We start from the raw sequence: 23,144 nt of genomic DNA on the forward strand, positions 1-23,144 counted from the left end.
TAACTGTAAAGTAAATCATAATAATGATAAAACCAATAGCTCCGATAATCAGCGCCACACTAGCCCATTTCTTTTTTCTAGCTTCTTCCATTCTAATTTATATTTATGGGATTAATATAATTTATCGTCAGATATCTACTTCCGGAAAGCTATAAATACACTATATCAACATCATTTTTTTTACTTCTTCATCGTTACAAAGTTAGCATTTTCTATGAGATTCCAATCATCTAAAACAACTTTTCATTCTCTTTAGACTAAATTATGCAACTACGGATAATAATATGGAACACAAGATTTTATCTATTACTGCTTTTATATCATGTGAAAGTTGTACATTTGCATAAGCGACAATTCTGGTTGAACAAGGAAAAAAATCAAAATACAAGAGGTCATGACTAAAAAAGGATGCTATAAAAATATTCGAAGATAAAAAGCTCTGTGCTGTAACATCATATACCATACATGGGCTGAAAATACAATAATAAAAAGCCGTACTCTCTGCAAGTACGGCTTTAAAGTACACCCGAAGGGAATCGAACCCTTATCTGAGGTACCGGAAACCTCCATTCTATCCATTGAACTACAGGTGCTTATACAAATTTATCAGGCTAGAAAAAACGCTTCATCCGCTTAAATAAAGAAGCCATTCTTTCTAAATGTGAGGACAAAAGTATAAAAAATCTTCTCATCTTCCTAATGATTCTTCTTTTTTTATAGTTCTTAAGGCACTTCCCCATGTTAAGACATTGTTATTTTGAAATGCTTTAGAGCATTTACTTTATCAAATTGACAATCTTTTAGAGAATATCCATTACATATATCAATTTTATTCCTATCTTTGCCGACAATTAACATTTAACAAACCTATGAGTTACTTGATAAAACCTAAGAACTATAATCCGCTACTCGACCTCAAACAGACCGAGCTGGGAATCAAGCAAATAAAAGAGTTCTTCCAATTAAACTTGTCATCCGAGCTACGCCTTAGACGTGTGACTGCCCCCCTTTTCGTATTGAAAGGAATGGGTATCAATGACGATTTGAACGGAATAGAACGACCCGTTTCTTTCCCTATTAAAGATCTGGGCGATGCACAAGCCGAAGTGGTTCATTCATTGGCTAAATGGAAAAGGTTGACCTTAGCTGACTATCATATCGAACCCGGATATGGTATTTATACGGATATGAACGCAATCCGTTCAGACGAAGAACTGGGCAACCTGCATTCTCTCTACGTAGACCAGTGGGACTGGGAACGTGTCATCACCAATGAAGACCGGAACGTAAACTTCCTGAAAGAGATCGTCAACCGTATTTATGCGGCTATGATCCGTACAGAATATATGGTATACGAAATGTATCCGCAAATCAAGCCGTGCCTGCCACAAAAGCTACATTTCATCCATTCAGAAGAATTGCGCCAACTTTATCCGGATCTGGAACCCAAATGTCGCGAACATGCCATTTGCCAGAAATACGGAGCTGTGTTTATCATAGGCATAGGCTGCAAACTTAGCGACGGCAAGAAGCACGACGGACGCGCACCGGACTATGACGACTACACAACCAAAGGATTGAACGACTTGCCCGGACTAAACGGCGACCTCCTTCTGTGGGACAATGTACTGCAACGCTCCATCGAATTATCATCTATGGGAATCCGTGTTGACAAAGAAGCCTTGCAACGTCAGTTGAAAGAAGAAAAAGAAGAAAAAAGACTGGAACTTTATTTCCACAAGCGATTGATGAATGACACCCTTCCACTATCTATCGGAGGAGGTATCGGACAATCCCGCTTGTGTATGTTCTACCTTCGCAAAGCTCACATTGGAGAGATACAAGCCAGCATCTGGCCCGAAGATATGCGCAAAGAATGTGAAGAACTTGATATACACCTTATATAACAAACTATGAACGTACAAATTGAAGAAAGCTGGAAAGCACATTTAAAACCCGAATTCGACAAAGACTACTTTCGCACACTGACCGATTTCGTCAAAAGCGAATATAGCCAGTATCAGATCTTCCCTCCGGGAAAACTGATCTTCAATGCTTTCAACCTTTGTCCTTTCGACAAAGTGAAAGTTGTAATTATAGGACAAGATCCCTACCATGGACCGGGACAAGCACATGGTCTCTGTTTCTCTGTAAACGACGGAGTGCCTTTTCCCCCTTCATTAGTGAACATATTCAAAGAAATCAAAGCCGACATCGGTTCAGATGCCCCGAGCACGGGAAACCTGACTCGCTGGGCAGAACAAGGAGTTTTATTACTCAACGCAACCCTGACCGTACGTGCCCACCAAGCAGGTTCACATCAGAATCGTGGCTGGGAAACATTTACCGATGCTGCAATCCGTGCCCTGGCAGAAGAAAAAGAAAATCTGGTATTTATCTTATGGGGATCATACGCTCAAAAGAAAGGAGCGTTTATCGACCGCAACAAGCATCTAGTGCTCACCTCTGCCCACCCCTCTCCTCTTTCAGCTTACAACGGCTTCTTCGGAAACAAACATTTCAGCCGCACAAACGATTACCTGAAAACCCATGGAAAAACAGAAATCGCATGGTAGTTGGAGAAGTTGGATAAGTTGAGAATGGAGAGTTGAGAGTTGAGAGTTAAGAATAAAGAGTAAAAAAAATGGCTGCACTATTCGTCGAATGATAGCGCAGCCATTTTTCTTTTTCTATATTGTAACAAAACAATTACACGTCCGAATTTCCACTCTCAACTCTCAACTCTCCACTCTCAACTTATCCTAGTACCACTGAATGTTACTTTGCGTTTGGCTTCTCTGCTCATACTTCAAGTCTTGCAGGATGCTTGCATTCGCACGGATGGTAACATTGTAATATTTCCAGCGTCCGAAAGGAGAAAGACTAGCGGACAGGTTGAAACAGTGCAAGTCACGGGAGATTGTACAAGAAGTCTGCGTAATCTCTTTTGCCTGAAAATCATAGCCCGAGTTGAACGAGAGCGACCAGTTATTAGAAATCTTTATATTTCCGTTTGCATTGATGTTATGCGTATACGTATAAGGATATCGCATGGAATAACGGTTAATAGGCTTAGACCTATCTTCACGGATATTGAACGAATAGCTAAGGCTCAACGACCAAGGCATCTTAAACACTTGATAACCATCCGGGTCTGCCTGTGCTTTCTCTACTTTCTTAGGTGTAGTACCATCTCCTTCCGTTCCGTCAGATTCTTCATCGTCACTATCCTCCGACTTCTTATCTTTTCCTTTTTCATCCTCCTCTTTCGGACCGAACCATTTCTTCCATGTGTCATTATTAAAGGTATAGTTGAAAGAAGAGCCATATCCTTGGAAACGTCCGAAACGACCATACGACCATTCTGTACGATTACTAGTCACTACATTACCGCTTTTATCGAATGTATAAGCGTACGTAGCAAACGATGCATTCATATTGAAAGTATAATTCTTCGTCAGTTTCAAACGGAGGTTCATACTTAAATCACTCCAAGGTCTCTCTTTGGCAGCCATATTATAGGACATGCTCGCTCCCAATTCATCAATCAGACTGACTTTTTTAAGCGTATCTTTTTTGGCATCGTAATACTTCATTTCCAAGTTATTTGAAATAGAGAAGCTGACTGTTCCCGATCCTTCGCGCGAAGGTACTCCATAAGGTTGCCCCGTGAAAGGAGAATAATATTGCGTATTGCCATTATAATCTGTATATTCTTCCCAGTACTTGCTGAATCCCGGAGCACCGCTAAGACTTACCTGCGGCGTGAATACGTGACGAATCTGTATCTCTTTCTTCTTAGCAAAAAGAGGTTTGTACATACCATACAGTTTCGTACTCAAACTCAAACTTGCCGAATAATTGGAAACCCGGTAGAAACCATTCAATGTATCACCCGGCAATGCTTCCAATTTATGGTCTACCTCATTATATTGCTGATTAATCTTACGAGTATACCAACGCTCTGTATAATTGACCGAAGGAGAAACCTGCAAATATTTGAACAGTGTAAAAGTAGCACTGATAGGAATATTGTGATTCATTGCATTCTCCCATTCACTTAATCCGGCTTTAAACAGACGGTCGTCTTTGGTACGAATACTGTTTGTCAGACGTCCCGTATAGCTAACGGAAATCTTTTCGTACCAGCGTTCGGCTCCTGCCGCTTTCTTGCGTTTGAAGGGGAATAGACGGCTTAATGTAATATTCAAGTCAGGCAAAGTGACTGCAATAGAAGAGTCACGCATTGTCTGTGCGATATTGGTAGTTCCGGATAAGGTCAGACCGATATCAGGAAAACTACGAGAATAACTAATACTTGATGTTTTGGTATTTTGAGTCAACAACTGCGAATTATAAAGGTTGTTGATATTAGAACGTTCATAACTACTGGTCGAGAAGTTCACACTGGCGGAGAATGTGCTGTTCGGGCTGGCTTTGGCGTCCTGACGATGGTTCCATACTACCTTAAAATCCTTAGCAACTGCATAGTCCGGCATCCCTTTATCTCCTGTCTTGGTGACCTGATAATCCGCTTGCAGCGTACCGGAATATTTATATCGTTTATTATAGTTTGTCAATCCGGACAATCTCCATGAACCTTTCGTGAAGATATCTCCCGTTATTTTCAAGTCCATGATATCACTCATGGCAAAGTAATATCCTCCTTCTGCCAAACCGAAACCACGGCTGGAGTCGTCCATATAAGTCGGCATAATGAAACCGGAAGAGTAACTGCTGGAGAATGGGAAGAAGAAGAACGGCACAGCCAACGGCAGAGGCACATCTTCCACAACCAGATAGGCAGGACCTGTCACCACATTCTTTTTAGGGCGCACTTTAGCTCTTGTCAGCTGCATATAGAAGTGGGGATGGTCGTGATGATCGCAGGTTGTATAACGCCCATGCTCCATGAAAATTTCATCATTGGCCCCTTTCTTCGCTTTGCTTCCGGTCACATATCCTTCTCCCTGCTGGGTGACGATATCAGTAATTCCCGCTTTCTTGGTTTTGAAGTTGTATCGGATTGTTTCCGTATCATACGAGGTATCACCTTCTTTAAATACCGGTTTACCTTTTTCCACTCCGGTAGTATCCTTGATGCCATAAGCATGCACAGTACTACTATCCAGATTCATCGAAATAACTTCCGCAGCCAGTTCGATGTTCTGATAATTCACTTTTCCGCTACCATAAAGTGTAGCGGCTCCTCCCAAAGTAAAGACAGTGGAGTCGTTAGATTCATAAACAACCGGTGCATCGAGTGGTTGTTTCTTCTTTACCGGTGCGATAGAATCAATGCGTACCGTTACCGTATCTGCTTTCAACGAATCATTTCCCTGAAGGGAATCCGTTTGTGCGGTATTGGAGGCAATCATTCCTCTTCTTCGACGTTGAGACGTAGCCTCATCGGGAAGCATCAGTAAGACAATCAGCAGTATGAATGATATAAGTATTTTTGCTTTCAATGGCGCCATTAACTAATAGTTTACGCTTGAAGTGGCAAAAGTACACAATCTTCACCAAATATGAGTTAGAATCTTCGTTATTTAATTATTTTTTAGTGCTATAAAAAGAGAGAACACCATCTATCAAAGCGGCTTAGACCTTCTTCACCATATTTTGCAATACTTTGCCGTGCTTTCTCCACTGTTTTCTCTTCATCCAGATGGGTTTTAGAAAAGAATTTATCCGCAAAGCAAATCAATTGTTCTTCCAAGGTGATGGGCAGCATCTCACGATGAGGAACGGGAAGTTGCTGGGCAATGATATCTTCCAACGAAAGCCCTGCCCCCGTATGGCGTTCGCACACCAATGCGTGTTGGGGAAAACCTTCCGCCCGCAAGATTTCGGCTCCCAAATATCCGTGAGCGATATAAGGATGAGTGCCAAAGCACTGAATAGTTGGAGCGTCGGTCTGAAAAATACCAATATCATGCAACAGAGCGGCTTCTTTTACAAAACTCCGGTTTAAACGCAATTCGGGATGAGCATCCAGCATTTTCATTGCTTTTCCGGACACTGCCAGACTATGTATTACTAATATTTGTCTCTGCTGGGTATTCTCCGGATAATACTTATCAATGATTTCGTATGGATTCATGTGCTTTATTTTTTGCTCTCTTGATGAGAAATTAATATTTTTGTGCAATATTACAAAAAAATTACCGATATGCAAACTAGAGTTTCCTTCATTCTTATATTTTTGTTCATTATGTTGTTGCCAATGCGTGTAAACAGTCAAATTGTCACGGGAGCAGAACAGATGGATCAATATCTGCCGTTGCTGAAAGGAAAACGCATCGGAATGGTGGTCAATCACACTTCTGTTGTAGGAAGAAAGCAGGTTCATCTTCTCGATACCTTATTAAAGAGAGACGTCCGGGTGGTCAAGGTATTTGCTCCCGAACATGGTTTCCGTGGTAACGCAGATGCGGGTGAAACAGTGAAAGACGGAAAAGATTCCCGCACCGGCATTCCTATCGTATCGCTTTATGGTGACAACAAAAAGCCGTCTGCTGCCCAACTAAAAGATGTCGATTTGATTGTATTCGACATTCAGGATGTAGGGGCACGCTTTTATACCTATATAAGCACGATGTATTATGTGATGGAAGCTTGCGCAGAGAACAAGAAAGAAATGGTTGTACTGGATCGCCCCAATCCGTGCGATTATGTGGATGGTCCGATACTCAAACCTGCCTACCGGAGTTTTGTTGGCATGTTACCTCTTCCGGTTCTCCACGGATGTACCATCGGCGAACTGGCACAGATGATAAACGGGGAAGGATGGATTGCCAACAAGAAAAATCCTTGTTCATTAAAGGTAATTCCAATGACCGGATGGAAACACGGAGCACCTTATTCACTTCCCATCAAACCGTCGCCCAACCTCCCGAACGACCAGTCTATCCGATTGTATGCCTCACTTTGTCCTTTTGAAGCCACTCGCGTCAGCGTGGGACGGGGGACAACTTTCCCTTTCCAGGTATTAGGCGCACCTAATAAGAAATACGGAAGTTTCACTTTTACTCCCCGCTCCTTACCCGGTTTTGACAAAAATCCGATGCACAAAGGTATCACCTGTTATGGGGAAGATCTCCGGAATGTAACCGATGTAAATGGATTTACGCTTCGCTACTTCTTGAACTTTTATCGCTTATCCGGCGAAAACGCAGCTTTCTTCTCCCGTGCCCGATGGTTTGATTTGCTGATGGGAACTGACAGCGTACGCAAAGCTATCCTCAAAGGAGAATCGGAAGAGGCTATCCGGAATAGTTGGCAAAAGGAATTACAGGATTACAAGGAGATCAGAAAAAAATATCTTCTCTATGAGTAAAAAAACTAGTATCATACTCTCATTCATTTTCATAAACCACTTATAATTAAAAGAATAAGTATGATAGATAACTATTATTTCCGGCATCTATCATACTTAGACCATCAAAAACGGGGTATCTATCATACTTGATTAATCCACGCTCTCTCCTGAAGTTTCATTTTTTTCCCGTTCATCACCAACTTGCAATGCACTTTTTGCATTAAGTGGAGATATAACAGGGCGTTTTAGCTGACTTTCCAATTGCTTGCGAGCAACTCTTGCCACATTTCCCCCATCTTTTGCCACTTCGGCATTTTCAGCAAAACCGGATGGGTTTCTCTCTTTGGACAAATCCGTAGTAGCCGTTTCAGCAAGCATATTAAGGATCAGTTCAGTGTTCGTCATATTGTCACGGAGATTTTCTTTCTTCAATCCTTTAAACTGCTTATATTCTTTTGCCGACTTTTCAGCCCATGTCTGATAAATTATATCCGTTAATGCAGCAAACTGAACGCCCTCTTGCATCCCATTTCTTTTCCATTCATCAGTAAGTTCCTTCCGTACTTCAATTGATTTCAATCGTTGATTAATCCAATTGTCCGAGTAACCTAAAGATTTATATTCCATCATCGCCCGATTTATAGTCAGTTCGGGGTCCTGCATTTCATCCAGACGCTCTTTGGCGACTTGAGCCATCCACATCTTAAAGGGTTCCGCTTTGGGCGAGGGAATAGACTGAATTAGACGGAAAAGTTGTTGGGTTGTAGCTACATCTGTCTTATACAGTTTGCCGTCAGAAGAGGGTAATTTCAGTTGTCCGATTTCTTCGGACAACTGACTTCCTTCTGTTTTCAACTTCTTTTTTAAATCCCCCCAATACTTACGAGGACGCTCACTGTCTGTTAATACTTCAATCACATCCACAATGGAAAAATACCATTCCTCCTTTTGGTCATCCCAAACAGCACGGATCTTTTTATCTTCAAATACTTTTATAGCATCTTTTTTAGTCATAGCATTATATATATGATGTAAATAATAAATAAATAACAAATTCTATTCTACCTCCAAAGGTACAACATGATAATACGTACCATACGTTTTCCGTTTAGATTTCACTCCGAGCCGCTGCAAGATACGCCCGAAATAAGATGCCTGCCTGGCGGAAAATGTCATCTTACTCGCTTTCTGAATCCGGCGCAAAATATCAATAGCCAGTAGCCATTCTCCTTCTTCCTCTTCTTCCGCCCTACGATAATAAACCATAAATAACTGTTCGATGGCAGGAGATTGTTCAAACTCCCGGTTGTTTTCCGTCATGATAGCCTCTTCTTCGGAGTCAAACCAATAACGTTCGTTGTGATAAAGCAACTCCAACGCCTGTGCATAAAGCTGTTCATAATCAATAGGACGCGACACATCTATAGCTCCCGTCATGTAAATACCGATGAAACGACGGCTACCGGAAGTATCCGTCAACAAATCCCGATGATTGCTCGTGGCAATGAACGATGCATACCGGCGAAGCTCTTCCACTGCCGAAGCATTCGGACGACGTGTGTTCACCACCGGCTTTTGCAGAATATGTTTCAGAAAAGCCTGTTGGGTAGGGCTAATCTGGTCGAATTCATCCATATTGATAAGCAGAAAGCGATTCAGATACAACTCCGCGTCCCGTTTCCGACTGAAATCAATGCTATCCGTATAGTACGCCTGTAAAGCAGGAGGAAGAAGCATTCTGCAAAAAGTCGATTTCCGATATGCCTGCGGGCCAATCAGCAAAGGTGACGTACTGTTGGCGTGTTTCTTATCCATTCCCCTCCAATGGGCAACCATATTCAAAAACCACCGACGGAACAACGGCGCCCAATGCGGATTATCACAGGGAACACGGTTGGCCAGTTCCAAAATCCGGTCTTTACCATCCCAGTGAGGCAGATGATACAAAAAATCCTCCACCGGCTGATAAACAGGCACATGGTCGGAATCCAAATAGCGGATTACGTCCCTATCCCACATTTTCACCCCTTCATACATCGCATTCATCGTGATACTCGCCAGCACCCGCTTGTCCACCGGACGAAAATAGAAATTAAAACTATTCCGTTCGCGATATTCCACTTCCGTGGTCAGCGTATTGTATCGAAATTCATAACGGCGCTTCATAAATTCGTCCATCTGCATGGCGAAAAGCTGTTCGGCCGTCAGACTGCTCTTCTTGCCGAATCCCTTGGCGGAACGGTAGACACTTTTCACAGTTTCGCGAATCAGTAACTCGTCCGAAGGGAGCCGGTAGTGCGCCTTTGTCCACCGCACAGTATCTTCTTCGGGGATACCTGCCCGAAAACAATGCTCCGCCAAACACACCAGTAGCGGTTGCAGATCGTCTCCCTCCCGATATCCGTCCAGTTCTTCGAGCGCCCTGTTGAATGCAGCGGAGAAAAGCACCGACAATGCTTCATAATTTTCATATCCGGGCGCCATTCGCTGCAAAGGAGAATCAGTTTCCCGCGTTCGTTTGATAAAAGTCGTTTCGGACGGAAGACTGACGGGCTGCTTCATATAAATGGGCATTGCTTTCGGATTGAAATAAAGTTCAGGATCATACGTCAGCCGGCAATATTGTTCGAGCGACGGTTCTTTCAGTTCGATATCAAAAGGCAGTTGTGGCTGATAATATTTCACAGCCGTCTGATAAGCATGCGCGTGAAAAAGTTCCGCTTGCTCGCGTAAAGTTGGCAAGCGGTCGTCCGGATAGGTGAACCGCACCCATATCTTTACTGATTTGCCGGAAGATCCGGTAAAAGCAAGGTATGTTTGCGGAAGCTCTTTGACCAGTTCCTTTATTTCGTCGGCTTCCGCTCTTCCTGAAAGATTGTTGACTTCCATCATCACTATGCCGTTATATTCATTCAAGGTCATTACCCCTTCTTTACGGACAAAAGCTGCGGCAGGCATCACTTTGGGAACTTTACGCACCTCTTCAATCGAATTTCCCGGAAGAGTATACCGCAAGACTTCCCTCATCTTTGAGACGGGCTGCGCCTTGACTTCCGTTTTCATCTGCTCCAAAAGGAGCTCCATTTTCAACGTCCGTAAGGTTTTTACCTTGCCATCGTCTCTGACTAATGTTATTTTCATCTTTTTTTATTATTATTTCCAGTAAAAGGAAAGCTGCACTACAGCCATACAAAGATACAACATGCTCTTCGTCCAAACAAATTTCACTGCTTTTATTTGCTACGCCACACGACTTTATTTTATAGAAATAATGCTTACTAAATTTGCGAATAAAGGCAGGATGATATATCTTTGCAGGCAGTAAGACTTCAGCCCGCATAAGTGTGCCGTACAGCCCACCTATGCGGGCTGTATAGTTTACATTCGTGGGCTGTAGAGCCCACAAATGTGTGCCCAAGAAAAGCCACTGATTCCAGTTGATTATCCAGGCTTCAATTGTAGGTTATCTTGCTGCAAAACAATCATTAAAATGCCTTTCAAAAGGCGTTTTAGCCACATTAACCCATAATAGAAAAGACATGTACGCAAAGTATGATTTTCGCAAAAAACCGTCTTCGAAAGAAAACGAAGACGAACAGCCGTTGTATCCCCGCATCGTATCGAACGGAACCATCGACTTTCAACAAATTGTAAAAGAGATCGCTCAAGCTTCCAGCTTTACGCCGGCAGATATTGAAGGAGTTCAGCTGGCTATTGAAAATAAAATATCCGAATATTTAGTCAGCGGACATCACGTCCAGTTGGGGAACCTAGGATATTTTTCAGCCAAGCTGAAAGCACGTCCGGTGATGGATGCCAAAGAGATACATGCACAGTCCATTTATTTCGATAATGTAAATTTTCGTCCATCATCTTCTTTCCGAAAGAAGGTTCGCGGATTTGTGGAAAAAGCGAAGTCGGGATTTGCACATTCCGCCGAAGTTCCGGTGGAAGAGCGTCGGCGCAGGTTGGAGAGGTTTCTGGATGAACGACCGATGATACGACGCAAAGAGTATACGCAACTGACGGGACTACTAAAGAACAAAGCGCTGAATGAATTGAACGGTTGGGTAAAAGAAGGAGTACTTGACACCATTGGAAGCGGCAGTCATAAAATTTATGTGCGGGTTAATACCATGAAAGATTAAACAGTAAAAACAGTGGAATAAGAATGATAGATACCCATATTTCATGAAGAAAGTATGATGGATACAAAATTTCAGAGACATCTATCATTCTTATTCATCAGATTATAACTATATTAGCAAAAAGAATGAGAGTTGTGATAGTTATTTTCTACTCTAAGAACAATCAGTTAATAACAAAACAATGAAAGATAAAACACAAAAAAGCTTCAGGGAAATAGCCCGGACATTACTTCTTGTTTTCTGTTATGCCTTTGGTAGTCATGCTTTTGCATTGGCTTTAGAGCACGAACAAACAGTAGAAATTTATAAAGTAACAGATGTCCCCAATCCGCGTAATGAAAGCTCTTCCAATTGGGTTAGCAATCCGAATCAGATATTGGATGAAAGTTATGTGTGGGAGATAAATAATATGTTGTCACAGTTAGAAGACTCATTGAGTATTGAAGTGGCGGTTGTTGCGCTCTCTTCTATTGGAGAAGATATTCCAGCAGAGTTTGCCCACAAGCTTTTTGAGCACTGGGGCATCGGAAAGAAAGCGGACGACAACGGATTACTGATTCTTTTAGTACTCGATCAACGTAAAGTCACTTTCGCAACCGGATACGGTTTAGAAGGAGTACTTCCCGACGCTTTATGCTTTCGCATTCAACAGAATGAAATGGTTCCGTGGTTTAGAAAAAACGACTTTGACAGAGGAATGACAGAGGGAGTCCGGGCTGTAACATTAGTGCTCTATGGAAGCGACTATGAACCAGTTTCTCAAGGCATTTCTGATAATTACTGGAAAAGTGCCGGCAATACGTTGTGGAATTTTCTGGCAAATCAGTCGCCTATGCTTTGGATATTCTTGATACTGGTAAATGTTCTCACTTATCGCATGAAGGTAAATAAAGCTCGCCCCAAAGACGGTTCAGCATTAGCAGCAATCAAAGTCCTGACACTTTACAGCCCACTTGGATGTCTTGTGTTGTTTTTTCCGGTCTGGCCTGCACTTATTGCGGCATCCTTATGGTATAAGTTCTACCAAAAACAACGTGTTATTTTGCAGAGTAAGACCTGCGACTCTTGCAAAGCTGTGGCTTTACAACTTTTATCCAATGAGCTTGCAACCCCTTTATTATCTGCTTCCGAGCAAATGGAACACAAACTAGGTTCTGCCATCCACCGTATTTATCAATGTACTTCCTGCGGCTGGATATTGCGGTATAAATCTGTCGTCGGAAGCGAATATAAGATGTGTAATCAATGCCATACCATTGCTTCCAAGCGTATCAGTCCGTGGAAAACAGTTAAAGAAGCCACATATTCCGATGCCGGATTGGAGGTTGCCGACTATCTTTGCTTAATGTGCGGAGATAAAAAGCAGACAACACAGAAGATTCCCCGCAAGACACCCCCAAATAGTGACAGTCCTAGTAATAGTCACAGTAGCAGTAGCAGCAGTAGTAGTAGCGGCAGCAGTAGCAGTAGCGGCAGTTTTGGTGGTGGACGTAGCGGTGGCGGTGGAGCGTCAAGTAGTTTTTAAGATCGGCTATTCATTTGAAAAAGTCGACTAACCAAACAAAGACGTGGAAACACATCTCACCTGAATATTTTCATAGAAAGATGGTTATCCACTCCTTTATTCTAACTATTTTTACATAGATAACCGAACATAAAAAAATGAAATGAATATCGAAGAATTTAGAGAATATTGCTTATCTTTTAAAGGAGTCCATGAGAAGATGCCGTTTCCCAATGTGCCCGACAAATATAGCCGTGACGTTCTATGCTTTTATGTAGCGGACAAATGGTTCTGTTTCGTTAACATTGAGATTTTCGATTTTTGTTGTATCAAATGCAACCCTGACGAATCCGGAGAACTGCAAACTGAATATACCGGCATAAGGCCAGGATGGCACATGAACAAGAAATATTGGATCAGTGTCTATTTCAACCAAGATGTACCTGATGAGAAAATCAAAGAGCTTGTAAGCAACTCCTACGATATTGTAGTCAAAAGTTTGACAAAGAAAGAACGGGAAATGCTATAAATAAAGGAAGGATTCAAGAACCTCCTAAACGTAAATCCTGTACTCTGTTGTCTTTCCAAAAAACAGTGAAATTATAATTTACACCACTATTCCTGTAAAACACAATCTCCCAACTGTCACTATATAGTACAGCCGGCACGATCGTATAGGGATAAAAATCATTCTGCCAGGATCCGTATATTTTTTCTTTATGTTTCTGCTGACTTTTGCTGGACAGCATGCTATCTAGTTGTTCTGCCATAGGTACCCAGTTCTGCAATAGCACCTGTAATTCCAATAATTGCCTGGAGAACGGAGCAGAAGCGTCCCCTTCTATCAAAACAAGAGTTTCTACCGAGTAAAAGGGCAATTGCACTGCACCACTCCAAAGGCAGCATTTATCTCGCCACCAATCACAAACCTTACAGGTAAAGATGCCCAAACCTTCCACTTTATACTCTCTCTTAGTTCCAAACAACTCGTTTATCAGTGTCTTGAATACTTTCATTACTTTTCCCATCGTTTTCTTTTTTTTAGTATGCACTAACAATGTTACTATGATTTCTGGAATCTTACCGCTTGCTATGTGGGTGTGTTTGTGTGCATATTGTTCAATTTTAAGTTTTTATTCTTCGTAATAAGTAAAAATACGCTCGACATAAGGTTTTAATATACGACCGAGCCCCGTGCCAAAATCAACATAATCTTTGAAATTCTTTGTTTCAATCCAGTTGCCATTCGCATCACAGCCGTAGTCTTGGAAGTCTTTGTAGAGTATTTCAAATCCTGGCCGCTCGTCAATCGGTCGTCCTTGTTCATCGTATTTCTCTTGCACGATACTATTACGAACAACGGTTTTCAGTTTACCGTTCGGATAATATTCACGTTTACACCAGGACTCTAACTCTTTATTACCTTCATCGTCAATCCTATATTTTTTCACAACGCGGTTACTGTCACTGTATTCATAGATGAAATGCGTTTCCGGCCTATCACGACTCAACAAATCATACACTTGGGTCTGCGCCAACAAGCCATTTGTATCATACTCATAGACTGTTTTTCCCGATAATTCCCCTATATTATAATATTCCCTCTTCTCTACCAACAAATCATGTTCGTTATAATCATATTCGGTCATAGCCGGTTTGTCAATCGTGCCGTCAATCTGTTTGGTTCGGATAAGATTTCCCCTGTCGTCATAAGTATTTATCTCCCCATGGGAATCACTATACACAATTTCCAGTAGTTTCCCGTCAGTATTATACTTACTGACAATCGTACTGTTAGTTTTCGGAAAGCTAAGTGTAGATGTATATCCCCAAGTCTCATAGGTATAATCGGTCTTTCGGATAATATTTTCTTGTTTGTCGTACTCGTTGCATTGAGCAAGATTGCCGTCGATATTGAAATGAAAATGGTAGTGATGTATTCCGTCCTCTTCCCATTTCTCGCCTTTTTTGAATTTCACCGAGAAGAAAGACGATGTATTTTCCGGACGATAATAATAGATATCCAACGTTTTGACTTTTCCGTTCAACCCCATCCTGCTTTTGTCGTTATTGACAGAATCTATTGTCGGGGGAATGTATTTCAAAGGAGATTGTTGGCAACCTGCAAATATCGATATAATCAAACTTCCTAAAATAACAAGAACTACAACGGCTTTATTTTTCATGTTTTCTTTGTGTGTTACAATGTTTCGACGCAAAGATAACAAAAAAGAACCAGTTCTAAAATATAACTGACGTAAAAGATTACTTTCGTGTTATTATAATATCATCAAAGCAGAGTTCCAATGACTGATTATCGGGTTTATACTCTGTCCAATCTTTCGGATCGCCACTTTCGTTGTCTATCATTAAATGATAATAAGAGAAGCCAGAGCGTGGATCAGGCAATCTATGAATCTTATAGCTCCCTACAGTTGCCAACTCATTATCTTCAACGACTTTCAGCCAGCCTAAAGCCTTGTCTAACTGTTGAAGATGAGATAACTTATCCTGCTCGCCTTGTTTTAAAGCGTCAACTGTTTTTGTTCTTTCGTTTTGTAATAACTCTATTATATCTTTCATGCTTTCCACTCGGTTAGTATTGAATTAAAATCTTCAAGCATCAAGTCGAAGTCATAATCCAGCTTCTTCTTTTTTAGCTTGTCAGTTACGTGGTTTAAAGCAAACAGAATATATTCACTTAGCTTTAACCTCTGTTCGGAATGACTTAATTCGCTGAATTCTTTTTCAAGGTTTAGTCCGATTCTAATTTTCCCGGTATCTGCCCTGAATGGTCCAAATTCAAAACGATTGCGAAGGAAATATCCGTTCTTCTCTATTTCTTGCCTGGTAAACATAGTGAGCAGTGTCCGATAGAAATCTTTTTGTTTCAATTTCAACTTTTCATCGGCTATGATATAGTTTGTTTTACAATGGTCGTGGTCATAATAACTATACGAACAATTAATTATAATTCGATTAATAGCACGTCCGTATATTTCGGGGCGCATCCTTCTATCCAACTCCGGTTTCAGTTCTTTGTCAACGCTCTCGATTACTACCTTGGAGTTTTCATAGCAGTTACCAATTGTCCGCTTTATCCAAACCGGATTTTTAGGAATCCAGTTTCTCTGGCTTTCAAGCCTTATATCCTGTATATCTTCCTTTATCTCATATTCCCAAAATACGGATTGCTTTTGATTCGGGTCGTCAGGACTGAAACAATAACTTGTCCTTCCCTGCTCCATAGTAAAACCGTTGACTCTTTTCGACCAAATGGCATCGACAAAACGAGTTTCTCCAAATTTATTTTGAAAACAAGTCGCGGGATTTCCATTAAAGAATTGTCCTCTCAATGCTTCGACGGGTTCGTGATTTCCCCAGCCGATAATAGCCAGACTCTCGCAAAGGCGAACGGCTTTATTCCATTCTCCGGCATTTTTATAATCCGCATATTTCAGAAACTCGGCAAACAAGCGTTCGCGCAACTGTTCTATTTCTGATTGAGACTGCAAAAATTCTTCCAGTTCTTTTAAGTCTTCTATTTCAAATATCTTTTGCTCCACCACATTTGCCCTTAATTTCAATCTCAGTTTTTTAGTATTATGCAGAAATCTCAGCCTCTTTCTTTCTCTTTTTCCACAACTGCCACGAATTAATAATATTCTGCCACATATTATATACACAACAATACATAGGTCTGATTGTCAAAAGAAAAGCCCACCAATTACTAGCAGAGGGTAACAAAATAGTAACAAAAAAAAGAAGAAATCGCTTTGTGGTGGGCTTCATGTGCAAAAGTAACAAAAGCCCTCCAACCATAAAAGTAAAACTGGCGAAAAGAAGAATACTGTTTTTCTTTTCGCCAGCATATATATTTTGCTGTCTATAGAAGTTGGTTTAGTTCGTTTTGGATATATAGACAAAGGAACAAACCAAACCCGATTTTGCAAAGACTAATAATCAATCTTCTTTTCCTTTTTGATTAAAGATAAAAGAAGAAAAAATATTCCCCGCGGTAGGAGTAACAGACAGGCACCTACTTAGATTGCCGTCATTGGGAGAAATGACAACTATCATTGCATTTTTGCGTATTTCAATAGAACTCCACATGCCTTTTGCTACACTTCCAGCACTACTGTCCGTTTCAATTTGCACACTGTCCTCAAACACAGACGACAACCAAAAAGTAGCATAATTTATACAGAACAACGTATAAACTCCTCCACTTTCTGGAACTGCTATATGATCCTTTTTAAGAGATACTGAAGCATCTACCTTCCACTCCATTGGCTCCCAATCCCCGTCTTTGCTCGTACAGGAAAAAAAGACAATAGCATATACAATCAAACATAAATATTTTTTCATCGTGATATTACAGAGTATTCAAGATTATATTTATAATTGTTAGAACTCCCACTACGAGTAACTTCCGTATCTTTTATTTCAGGTCCACTATTGGTATCAAAGACTTTGCTTAAATAATAACCATTGTAGCTGATAGAGGAACCCCAACCCCAATTACAATGGATTAAGTTTTGCTGTTTACCATTTTTAATTGCAGATATATACCCGTCATAGACCCAAGCATGTCCCCCTTTATACTTAACTGTTATCCCCAAGAATTTCTTTCTTCCAGAATTTCCCCGTCCATAAACAGGATTCCCGTTTTTTATAGCATTTATAATTGGGTTTTCATCATATTTCTTCAATTTGGAAGCTTTTAATCCTCCCCACTTATTAAACCAATCAATGGCCTTATTTTCTCCAACACTAGTTGTGCCCTTTTTATATTTTGCCCCAAAAGCATTTCCAAGGTATCTGCACAAATGAGCCACTTCATTCAAAGATTGTGGAGTATTTGCAGGAGTCAAAACCCCATTATATTTTTCACAATCAGAAATAATTTGATCCCAATGTAAAGTAGAACTTCCTCCCATTCCATTATAAGACCAATTCACATGTCCTATAGTCTGAAAATGAGATAAAATTTGCGCTGTTGCAGTTACAGTACATCCTGTAATCTTATTCGGGCAATATTTTCCATAAGAATTAGGATTATTTTCTCCACCCTGTGACCATTTTGTTTTAAGTATAGGCAAATATTTCGTTCTTATACTCCATCCCTTAGAAGTTGCTCTTGTCAAATTTTCATCTGCCTTAAAATTCTCTATATCTTCAAATTCAGTCGCAATAGCATAATCTAAAAAAGACAGAAACATTTCATTATCCACATCCTCTAATTTTTCAAAATCCAAATTACCTTCATCTACAAAAGCAAATATTGGTTCTGTACGTTTATCAGCCGCAACTAATACAAAACCATTATTATTAGCAAAATTAACAACATACATCAATGTATCCAAGTCAATAGAAGAGCTCGTTTCTTGTGACCGTGTGCCTGTCAAACTATTCCTCAACACACCTATGTCTGAAATTTCTCTACCTAAAGGAGCTCCTCCATTTCTCGTTTGTGTGTCAACTCCGGTAATGTCAATAAAGTCTTGAACAATTTCCTGTGCTTCATCAGGCGTAACTTTGTAAGAAACAACCGTTTTGCCATTAACATCATCTATAGTTGCCATATTGTCTTCGGAACACGAAGAAATGAAAAATGAAAATAGAACAGCATAAAAAAATAATTGTTTCATGATGATATATTTTTTGAAGGTTAATAAGACAAAATTACCGCTATTTACAAAGCAAAACAATCCCTACAAGTTGGTATTTTATCTGGAACTACGACCAATATTTGCAAATAATTAAAATAAATAAAGCCGAAGCGTGAATTCAATTCATCCTACTTCAGCTTTACTTTAGTTTATGGTTTACCCAACTTATTGGCTTCCTTTTTCAACTGTTCGGCTTGCTCGTTCAACAGCCTTGCACGCTCCAGTGCTTCCGCCTGCCTTTGGAGGCGGTATTCAAAATCTATCACTGAATCGGTCAGACTTCGGATAAAACCGTTATCCCGTTGCCACTTGAACTTGTTTTCCAGCATATCAAAAGTTTTCCCGTCTGCCTGTCCTTGCATCAGCAAATAGCGGTATTTCATATCGTTGTCCTGTAACTGCTGCATACTTTCAGCCAAACGGACATTCAAGAATATGGAAGCGGAACAGATAACCAGCACTGCCGAAAAAAGGAACAATCCCGGACGAATCCAAGAAGCCACCTTGTTGTAAATCCGTCGATAGAGCGGTAAGGGTGCAGCCTCCTCTTTATTCGTCTTGCAAGAGCCCAAAGCATCAATCATTACCTTGAAACAACGATAGGTTTCCAATACTATTTTCTTGGTGTCTTCGATATGTTTCTGCTGACCTTGCATCCTGTTCCTTATCTCGTCAAGCTGGCTTCGGATAACCTGCAAATCCTTTTCGGGAACAGCCGGATTACCGTACTGTTCTGACAATGCCTGTTCGATTGCATCCAGCCTTTCGAGAGTTTCCTCCCGACTGGCTGGTGTTACCTGTGCTTCCTGCTTCTCTTTCAGTTCTGTAACCATTGAGAGAAGCCCCTCTAAAATCAAATTTTCCTCCATACGCTTATAACTTTAGTTGTTTTTTCTTTTTTTTCTTCTTCTTTCTCAAAAAGGAATCATCGGGCATTTCATCAGCCGGGGCTGACAAACCGGAAAACAGACCGCCTAAACCTGTTATAAAAGAATTATCCGCTTTGTCGGGTGCTGATACTGGTTTCTGAACAGGTGCGGTAACCGTCTGCTTATTGCTTCCGACTGTCGTCTGCCCTACATCCCCAAAACATTTATCCAGTTTGGAGAAACTGAAATTGCGGTCTATCTCCGAACCCTTGAACGTGTATTCTCCTTTGGAAAAGGAAACGCCTTGTATCTCGCTTGTCTGCCCCTTGTACTTGAACCGGATAGTAATACCATTTTCCGCTAACCGCTCCTGTAACCGCTGCCAGTTCTTGGACTTCCCGATTTCATTCTTTACAGCGTTGTAAATCTCGTATTTCGATTTGTCCGGCTCTTTCAAGCGGTGCTGCTTCACCTGTTCTTTTCCACCAGCGAAATAAAGCCCGTGTTTGGCTTTCAGCTTCTTGCATACCTGCTCGTTACGGTACATATCGTTCTTGTCCGAAATGGTCTTGCCGTTGTTGTCTATATGGTTGAATACGACATGCACGTGTGGATGCTCCCGGTCTTGATGGCGCACGATGATATACTGCGTATCGGTGATTTTCATCTCACGCATATATTCCTGCGCAAGCTGTATCATCTTCTCGTCTGTCAACTTGGGCGCATCCACTGCCGAATAGCTTAGCGCAATATGTCCGACTGGCTTTTTCAAGTCGGGATTCATCCCGGTCTGCATACAGAAGCTGCGAATTATATCTCCCCGGCTTTCTGTCAGTACCCCGTCCGCATGGAGCAAAGCCGCCTGTTCCTTGCCAAGCACATAGTTCACGCAGCCCTTAAACCCGCTTCCCTTTTTTATTTTTCCAATCATCCGACAACTGGTTTATAATTTCGACAATCCTGTTTTTGAGTTTTACCAGTTCCACCGCCACCAGTGCGAAACCTCCGGCATTTGCCCGGTGCGCCAACTGGTTGATGTTGTTGGCTTCCCCTGCCAGCTTGCGGATGGTGTCCGCATCCTGCCTGTTCAGCCGGGGTATGACCTCCGCCGAAACAACCGCCTGCCGTACATACTCACTGACACGCAACCCGGCTTCCCCAGCTCGCTTCCTGATGGCGTAATACTGCAACTCGGTCAGCTTCGTGCTGACTACCCGTTGCTGCTTCTCTATCCGTTTCTTTGCCGGACGTCCCCCCGGCTTATCCTTTATATTCGTCATAGGTTTTTACATTTAAATGGTATCTTAAAAATTGCGACCAACGGGAGAAATTTTCTTTGCTGTCAAGCAAAGCAAGGTGGTTTCGGTCTACCGAAACATAACCTTGCTCTCCTTATGAAACCGCCAGCCGCTGGCAATCCTGCCGGATTAAATGCCCCTGCCCTTCTTTTGTCTTGGAGCGGCACGTTGTCCGGTTTTCTGCTTCGTTTCCTGCACTTGGCTGGCTGCGTTTTTCTGTTCCTGCTTCCTGCCGCACAAGTAATCGTTCAAGTCCGAATACCCCCTGTAATTGTGCGAGAAGTCACGCACATGGTAGGAGTATTCCAATTCGATAGCCCGTGTTGCCTTATACCCTGTTTCATCATTGTCAAGCATACAGTGGATGCGTTCATACGGGTATAGCACGTCAATGGCTTTCGGCACATTGACAGTCGAGTTAAGAATAACATAGTCCTGCCTGTCAAGATCGGGCATGGTCGGACAGTTCTTCATCCGGAGCGTGAGGAAAGAAAGATAATCCATAAAGCCCTCAAATACCAAACATTTCTCTCTCGGCTCTCCCTGCTGCCGTATATGGGTAATGTCTTTCGGGGCGATACACCCTTTGAAAAAGGAATTGCGAACCTCGTAACCTCCTGCCATATTCGGGAAACCGATAGCAAAGAACGGTCTGCCGTTATTGGTAAAATGGAGTTCCTTACATTCTCTTTTTGCCAGTTCGATATTGATACCCCGCCCCTGCAAGTAACGGAGCAATGCCGGATGGGTCAAGTCACGGACTTCCAAATGTTGGAAACTCGGCTCTGTCCTATGCTGGGGAAAAGAAAAACTGACCGGATGAACGTTTGGTGTCTGTTCTTCTATCCTCTTTAAAAGGTAGGGAAGACTGTCGGAAAAATAAAGTTCCTTTGCCAGGGCGATGATGTTGCCGCCTTTTCCTGCGCCAAAATCATACCAAAGATTGCGGTCTGTATTCACCTTAAAGGACGCTTCGTGTTCCTCTCTTAACGGTGATTTGTACCATAAACCGTTACCCTGCCGCTTGACGGGCGAATAACCTAAACTATGCAGATAATCTGCAATGGATATTTGTTTCACATCTTCGATGTTCATAATATTTTCTTTTTGGGGATTAAAAAATCGTTGAAAAGTGCGCCAGTCCTGTTTAGTCCGTCATATATATACCCGTACCATACTAAACCTGCCTGCTGTCGATACCGGGAAACAGACAGTCCGTTCCGCTTATATATACACCCGGACTAAACCAAACCGACTTTTAATAATGAAAATCGGGATTGTAGCGATAGCCCTTACCCTCTTTCACAATCATGCGCTTGTTCACAAGGAACTTGTTAAGCGACACAAGGACATTGCGTCCACGCTCGTAACCTATACTTGCGTAACCTTGTTTCAATGCCGCTATCACATTGGAATAGCCTTGTACAACCTGCTTGCCAAAACCGTTCTCCAATGCTTCCCGGTGCTGCTGTTCCGTCAGCTCTGTAAGCGGAAAGTTCCTGTCTTGCTTGGGTTGTTGGAATACATAACCGTCCATGACTTCGGGCAAAGCGTTGTCATTGATGCGAAATGCGAACGGGTCAAACTCACGGTCACGTATATGCATCGCCTTTACTTCGCTTATATTGCCGTCCTGCGTGCTTTTCGTGATTTGCAGGACGGTTTCAGCTTTGTTGTTCAGCTCTGTACCAATATGTCCTCTTGTGTTATCATCCCCCTTGTTCAAATGCAGTACGGTATGGATATGCAGGTTATACCCACTTGACCAGCGCATCAAAAGGTTGATTAGGTCGGTCGATTCGCTCGGACTGTTGATGTCGTACATCAAATCACGGATTCCGTCAATGATGAGCAACCCCACATCGGGCATATTCTCCAACATATAGCCAATTATCTGCTTACGTTTGTCGGGGGTCTGCTCCCTTAACACAATGAAAACAAAATCATCCACATCCTTATCGGTCGGCAGTCCGGCAAGGCGCAAAATGCGTCCCATGACCTTATGGCAATGGTACTTGCTCTGCTCGGTATCAACATAGAGAATTTTGCGCTTGTTCGGTGGCAGATATGCCGAATACTTCAGAACCTCGTCATTCTTCAATGCAGCCGCAACAATGGCGGAAATGTTGAATGTCTTTTTGCTCTTGGCTTTGCCTGTGGATGCGCTGAAATTACCCAACGTGCCGATAGTAGAACCGTTCACCCAAAGAATTTCGGGCGGTACTTCATAAGTGTCCGTCACCTTTAGACAAATGGTTTTCCAAAGGGCTGCAAAATCTTCTTTCGTCATGGCTGTGCCTTGTCCGATTTCCTCTTTCTTCTTGTTTTCCAT

At 41.8% G+C, this 23,144-nt stretch carries 21 protein-coding genes and 1 tRNA gene; 6 read left to right on the forward strand and 16 right to left on the reverse strand.

Going from position 1 to position 23,144, the window contains the following annotated elements; all coding sequences use genetic code 11:
• Positions 1–521: 521 nt before the first annotated feature.
• Positions 522–593, reverse strand: a tRNA-Arg gene (locus KFO40_RS08530).
• A gap of 276 nt (positions 594–869) precedes the next feature.
• Here KFO40_RS08530 and asnA point away from each other — a divergent pair.
• The gene (gene asnA / locus KFO40_RS08535) at positions 870–1,907 is read left to right on the forward strand and encodes an aspartate--ammonia ligase (RefSeq protein WP_004299370.1); all 1,038 of its coding nucleotides are present in this window, start codon (positions 870–872) and stop codon (positions 1,905–1,907) included.
• A 6-nt stretch (positions 1,908–1,913) separates the two neighbouring features.
• Complete coding sequence (gene ung / locus KFO40_RS08540; protein ID WP_118407591.1) at positions 1,914–2,576, forward strand: uracil-DNA glycosylase; 663 nt, start codon at positions 1,914–1,916, stop codon at positions 2,574–2,576.
• A gap of 186 nt (positions 2,577–2,762) precedes the next feature.
• On the opposite strand, the gene KFO40_RS08545 is transcribed toward ung, so the two are convergent.
• Positions 2,763–5,477: a putative LPS assembly protein LptD gene (locus KFO40_RS08545; protein ID WP_008024969.1), complete on the reverse strand. Its 2,715-nt coding sequence runs from the start codon at positions 5,475–5,477 to the stop codon at positions 2,763–2,765.
• A gap of 89 nt (positions 5,478–5,566) precedes the next feature.
• Positions 5,567–6,103, reverse strand: coding sequence for an HDIG domain-containing metalloprotein (locus tag KFO40_RS08550; RefSeq protein ID WP_004312347.1), 537 nt, complete (start codon positions 6,101–6,103; stop codon positions 5,567–5,569).
• 69 nt (positions 6,104–6,172) lie between these two features.
• On the opposite strand from KFO40_RS08550, the gene KFO40_RS08555 reads away from it, so the two are divergent.
• Positions 6,173–7,339 (forward strand): exo-beta-N-acetylmuramidase NamZ domain-containing protein, encoded by a 1,167-nt coding sequence (locus KFO40_RS08555; protein WP_118407623.1) that lies wholly within the window; start codon positions 6,173–6,175, stop codon positions 7,337–7,339.
• A 132-nt stretch (positions 7,340–7,471) separates the two neighbouring features.
• Here the strand turns inward: KFO40_RS08555 and KFO40_RS08560 are convergent, their stop codons facing one another.
• Together KFO40_RS08560 and KFO40_RS08565 are read right to left on the reverse strand one after the other, a co-directional pair.
• A complete protein-coding gene (locus tag KFO40_RS08560) occupies positions 7,472–8,335 on the reverse strand; it encodes a Bro-N domain-containing protein (RefSeq protein WP_004299365.1) in 864 nt (287 codons plus the stop codon).
• A 42-nt stretch (positions 8,336–8,377) separates the two neighbouring features.
• On the reverse strand, positions 8,378–10,462 hold the full coding sequence (locus KFO40_RS08565) for a BT4734/BF3469 family protein (RefSeq protein WP_118407592.1): 2,085 nt from the start codon (positions 10,460–10,462) through the stop codon (positions 8,378–8,380).
• Between the two features lie 398 nt (positions 10,463–10,860).
• On the opposite strand from KFO40_RS08565, the gene KFO40_RS08570 reads away from it, so the two are divergent.
• The 3 genes from KFO40_RS08570 to KFO40_RS08580 all read left to right on the forward strand — a co-directional run bounded on the left by KFO40_RS08570 (position 10,861) and on the right by KFO40_RS08580 (position 13,502).
• A complete protein-coding gene (locus KFO40_RS08570; protein ID WP_211146265.1) occupies positions 10,861–11,469 on the forward strand; it encodes an HU family DNA-binding protein in 609 nt (202 codons plus the stop codon).
• A gap of 181 nt (positions 11,470–11,650) precedes the next feature.
• On the forward strand, positions 11,651–12,994 hold the full coding sequence (locus tag KFO40_RS08575) for a TPM domain-containing protein (protein ID WP_211146266.1): 1,344 nt from the start codon (positions 11,651–11,653) through the stop codon (positions 12,992–12,994).
• A 142-nt stretch (positions 12,995–13,136) separates the two neighbouring features.
• Positions 13,137–13,502, forward strand: coding sequence for an MmcQ/YjbR family DNA-binding protein (locus KFO40_RS08580; RefSeq protein WP_009038839.1), 366 nt, complete (start codon positions 13,137–13,139; stop codon positions 13,500–13,502).
• A 13-nt stretch (positions 13,503–13,515) separates the two neighbouring features.
• Here KFO40_RS08580 and KFO40_RS08585 read toward each other — a convergent pair whose 3' ends face one another.
• From KFO40_RS08585 to KFO40_RS08635, 11 genes are all read right to left on the reverse strand, one after another.
• The gene (locus tag KFO40_RS08585) at positions 13,516–14,001 is read right to left on the reverse strand and encodes a hypothetical protein (RefSeq protein ID WP_052587949.1); all 486 of its coding nucleotides are present in this window, start codon (positions 13,999–14,001) and stop codon (positions 13,516–13,518) included.
• A gap of 105 nt (positions 14,002–14,106) precedes the next feature.
• Positions 14,107–15,159 (reverse strand): hypothetical protein, encoded by a 1,053-nt coding sequence (locus KFO40_RS08590; RefSeq protein ID WP_022199229.1) that lies wholly within the window; start codon positions 15,157–15,159, stop codon positions 14,107–14,109.
• A 79-nt stretch (positions 15,160–15,238) separates the two neighbouring features.
• Complete coding sequence (locus tag KFO40_RS08595; RefSeq protein ID WP_004316788.1) at positions 15,239–15,556, reverse strand: hypothetical protein; 318 nt, start codon at positions 15,554–15,556, stop codon at positions 15,239–15,241.
• Complete coding sequence (locus KFO40_RS08600; RefSeq protein WP_008641035.1) at positions 15,553–16,560, reverse strand: hypothetical protein; 1,008 nt, start codon at positions 16,558–16,560, stop codon at positions 15,553–15,555. The genes KFO40_RS08595 and KFO40_RS08600 overlap by 4 nt, the downstream gene beginning before the upstream one ends.
• Positions 16,561–16,936: 376 nt before the next feature.
• Positions 16,937–17,341, reverse strand: a complete 405-nt coding sequence (locus KFO40_RS08605; protein ID WP_057259031.1) for a hypothetical protein — start codon at positions 17,339–17,341, stop codon at positions 16,937–16,939.
• Complete coding sequence (locus tag KFO40_RS08610; protein WP_057259033.1) at positions 17,338–18,624, reverse strand: C10 family peptidase; 1,287 nt, start codon at positions 18,622–18,624, stop codon at positions 17,338–17,340. Before KFO40_RS08610 ends, KFO40_RS08605 begins: the two co-directional genes overlap by 4 nt.
• A gap of 170 nt (positions 18,625–18,794) precedes the next feature.
• Positions 18,795–19,514, reverse strand: a complete 720-nt coding sequence (locus KFO40_RS08615; protein ID WP_120141307.1) for a hypothetical protein — start codon at positions 19,512–19,514, stop codon at positions 18,795–18,797.
• Positions 19,515–19,518: 4 nt separating this feature from the next.
• On the reverse strand, positions 19,519–20,445 hold the full coding sequence (locus tag KFO40_RS08620; protein WP_211146267.1) for a relaxase/mobilization nuclease domain-containing protein: 927 nt from the start codon (positions 20,443–20,445) through the stop codon (positions 19,519–19,521).
• Positions 20,411–20,794: a MobC family plasmid mobilization relaxosome protein gene (locus tag KFO40_RS08625; protein WP_004310825.1), complete on the reverse strand. Its 384-nt coding sequence runs from the start codon at positions 20,792–20,794 to the stop codon at positions 20,411–20,413. The genes KFO40_RS08620 and KFO40_RS08625 overlap by 35 nt, the downstream gene beginning before the upstream one ends.
• A 147-nt stretch (positions 20,795–20,941) precedes the next feature.
• A complete protein-coding gene (locus KFO40_RS08630; RefSeq protein ID WP_120141310.1) occupies positions 20,942–21,907 on the reverse strand; it encodes a toprim domain-containing protein in 966 nt (321 codons plus the stop codon).
• Between the two features lie 163 nt (positions 21,908–22,070).
• The gene (locus KFO40_RS08635; protein WP_120141319.1) at positions 22,071–23,144 is read right to left on the reverse strand and encodes an AAA family ATPase; all 1,074 of its coding nucleotides are present in this window, start codon (positions 23,142–23,144) and stop codon (positions 22,071–22,073) included.

Origin of the sequence: Bacteroides sp. 1001302B_160321_D4 (assembly GCF_015667765.1) — a bacterium.
Taxonomy (GTDB): domain Bacteria; phylum Bacteroidota; class Bacteroidia; order Bacteroidales; family Bacteroidaceae; genus Bacteroides; species Bacteroides xylanisolvens.

Coding starts and splice junctions, on each gene's coding strand:
- asnA (WP_004299370.1), top strand. CDS start 870: ATGAGTTACTTGATAAAACCTAAGAACTATAATCCGCTACTCGACCTC.
- ung (WP_118407591.1), top strand. CDS start 1,914: ATGAACGTACAAATTGAAGAAAGCTGGAAAGCACATTTAAAACCCGAA.
- KFO40_RS08545 (WP_008024969.1), bottom strand. CDS start 5,477: ATGGCGCCATTGAAAGCAAAAATACTTATATCATTCATACTGCTGATT.
- KFO40_RS08550 (WP_004312347.1), bottom strand. CDS start 6,103: ATGAATCCATACGAAATCATTGATAAGTATTATCCGGAGAATACCCAG.
- KFO40_RS08555 (WP_118407623.1), top strand. CDS start 6,173: ATGCAAACTAGAGTTTCCTTCATTCTTATATTTTTGTTCATTATGTTG.
- KFO40_RS08560 (WP_004299365.1), bottom strand. CDS start 8,335: ATGACTAAAAAAGATGCTATAAAAGTATTTGAAGATAAAAAGATCCGT.
- KFO40_RS08565 (WP_118407592.1), bottom strand. CDS start 10,462: ATGAAAATAACATTAGTCAGAGACGATGGCAAGGTAAAAACCTTACGG.
- KFO40_RS08570 (WP_211146265.1), top strand. CDS start 10,861: ATGTACGCAAAGTATGATTTTCGCAAAAAACCGTCTTCGAAAGAAAAC.
- KFO40_RS08575 (WP_211146266.1), top strand. CDS start 11,651: ATGAAAGATAAAACACAAAAAAGCTTCAGGGAAATAGCCCGGACATTA.
- KFO40_RS08580 (WP_009038839.1), top strand. CDS start 13,137: ATGAATATCGAAGAATTTAGAGAATATTGCTTATCTTTTAAAGGAGTC.
- KFO40_RS08585 (WP_052587949.1), bottom strand. CDS start 14,001: ATGGGAAAAGTAATGAAAGTATTCAAGACACTGATAAACGAGTTGTTT.
- KFO40_RS08590 (WP_022199229.1), bottom strand. CDS start 15,159: ATGAAAAATAAAGCCGTTGTAGTTCTTGTTATTTTAGGAAGTTTGATT.
- KFO40_RS08595 (WP_004316788.1), bottom strand. CDS start 15,556: ATGAAAGATATAATAGAGTTATTACAAAACGAAAGAACAAAAACAGTT.
- KFO40_RS08605 (WP_057259031.1), bottom strand. CDS start 17,341: ATGAAAAAATATTTATGTTTGATTGTATATGCTATTGTCTTTTTTTCC.
- KFO40_RS08610 (WP_057259033.1), bottom strand. CDS start 18,624: ATGAAACAATTATTTTTTTATGCTGTTCTATTTTCATTTTTCATTTCT.
- KFO40_RS08615 (WP_120141307.1), bottom strand. CDS start 19,514: ATGGAGGAAAATTTGATTTTAGAGGGGCTTCTCTCAATGGTTACAGAA.
- KFO40_RS08620 (WP_211146267.1), bottom strand. CDS start 20,445: ATGATTGGAAAAATAAAAAAGGGAAGCGGGTTTAAGGGCTGCGTGAAC.
- KFO40_RS08625 (WP_004310825.1), bottom strand. CDS start 20,794: ATGACGAATATAAAGGATAAGCCGGGGGGACGTCCGGCAAAGAAACGG.
- KFO40_RS08630 (WP_120141310.1), bottom strand. CDS start 21,907: ATGAACATCGAAGATGTGAAACAAATATCCATTGCAGATTATCTGCAT.
- KFO40_RS08635 (WP_120141319.1), bottom strand. CDS start 23,144: ATGGAAAACAAGAAGAAAGAGGAAATCGGACAAGGCACAGCCATGACG.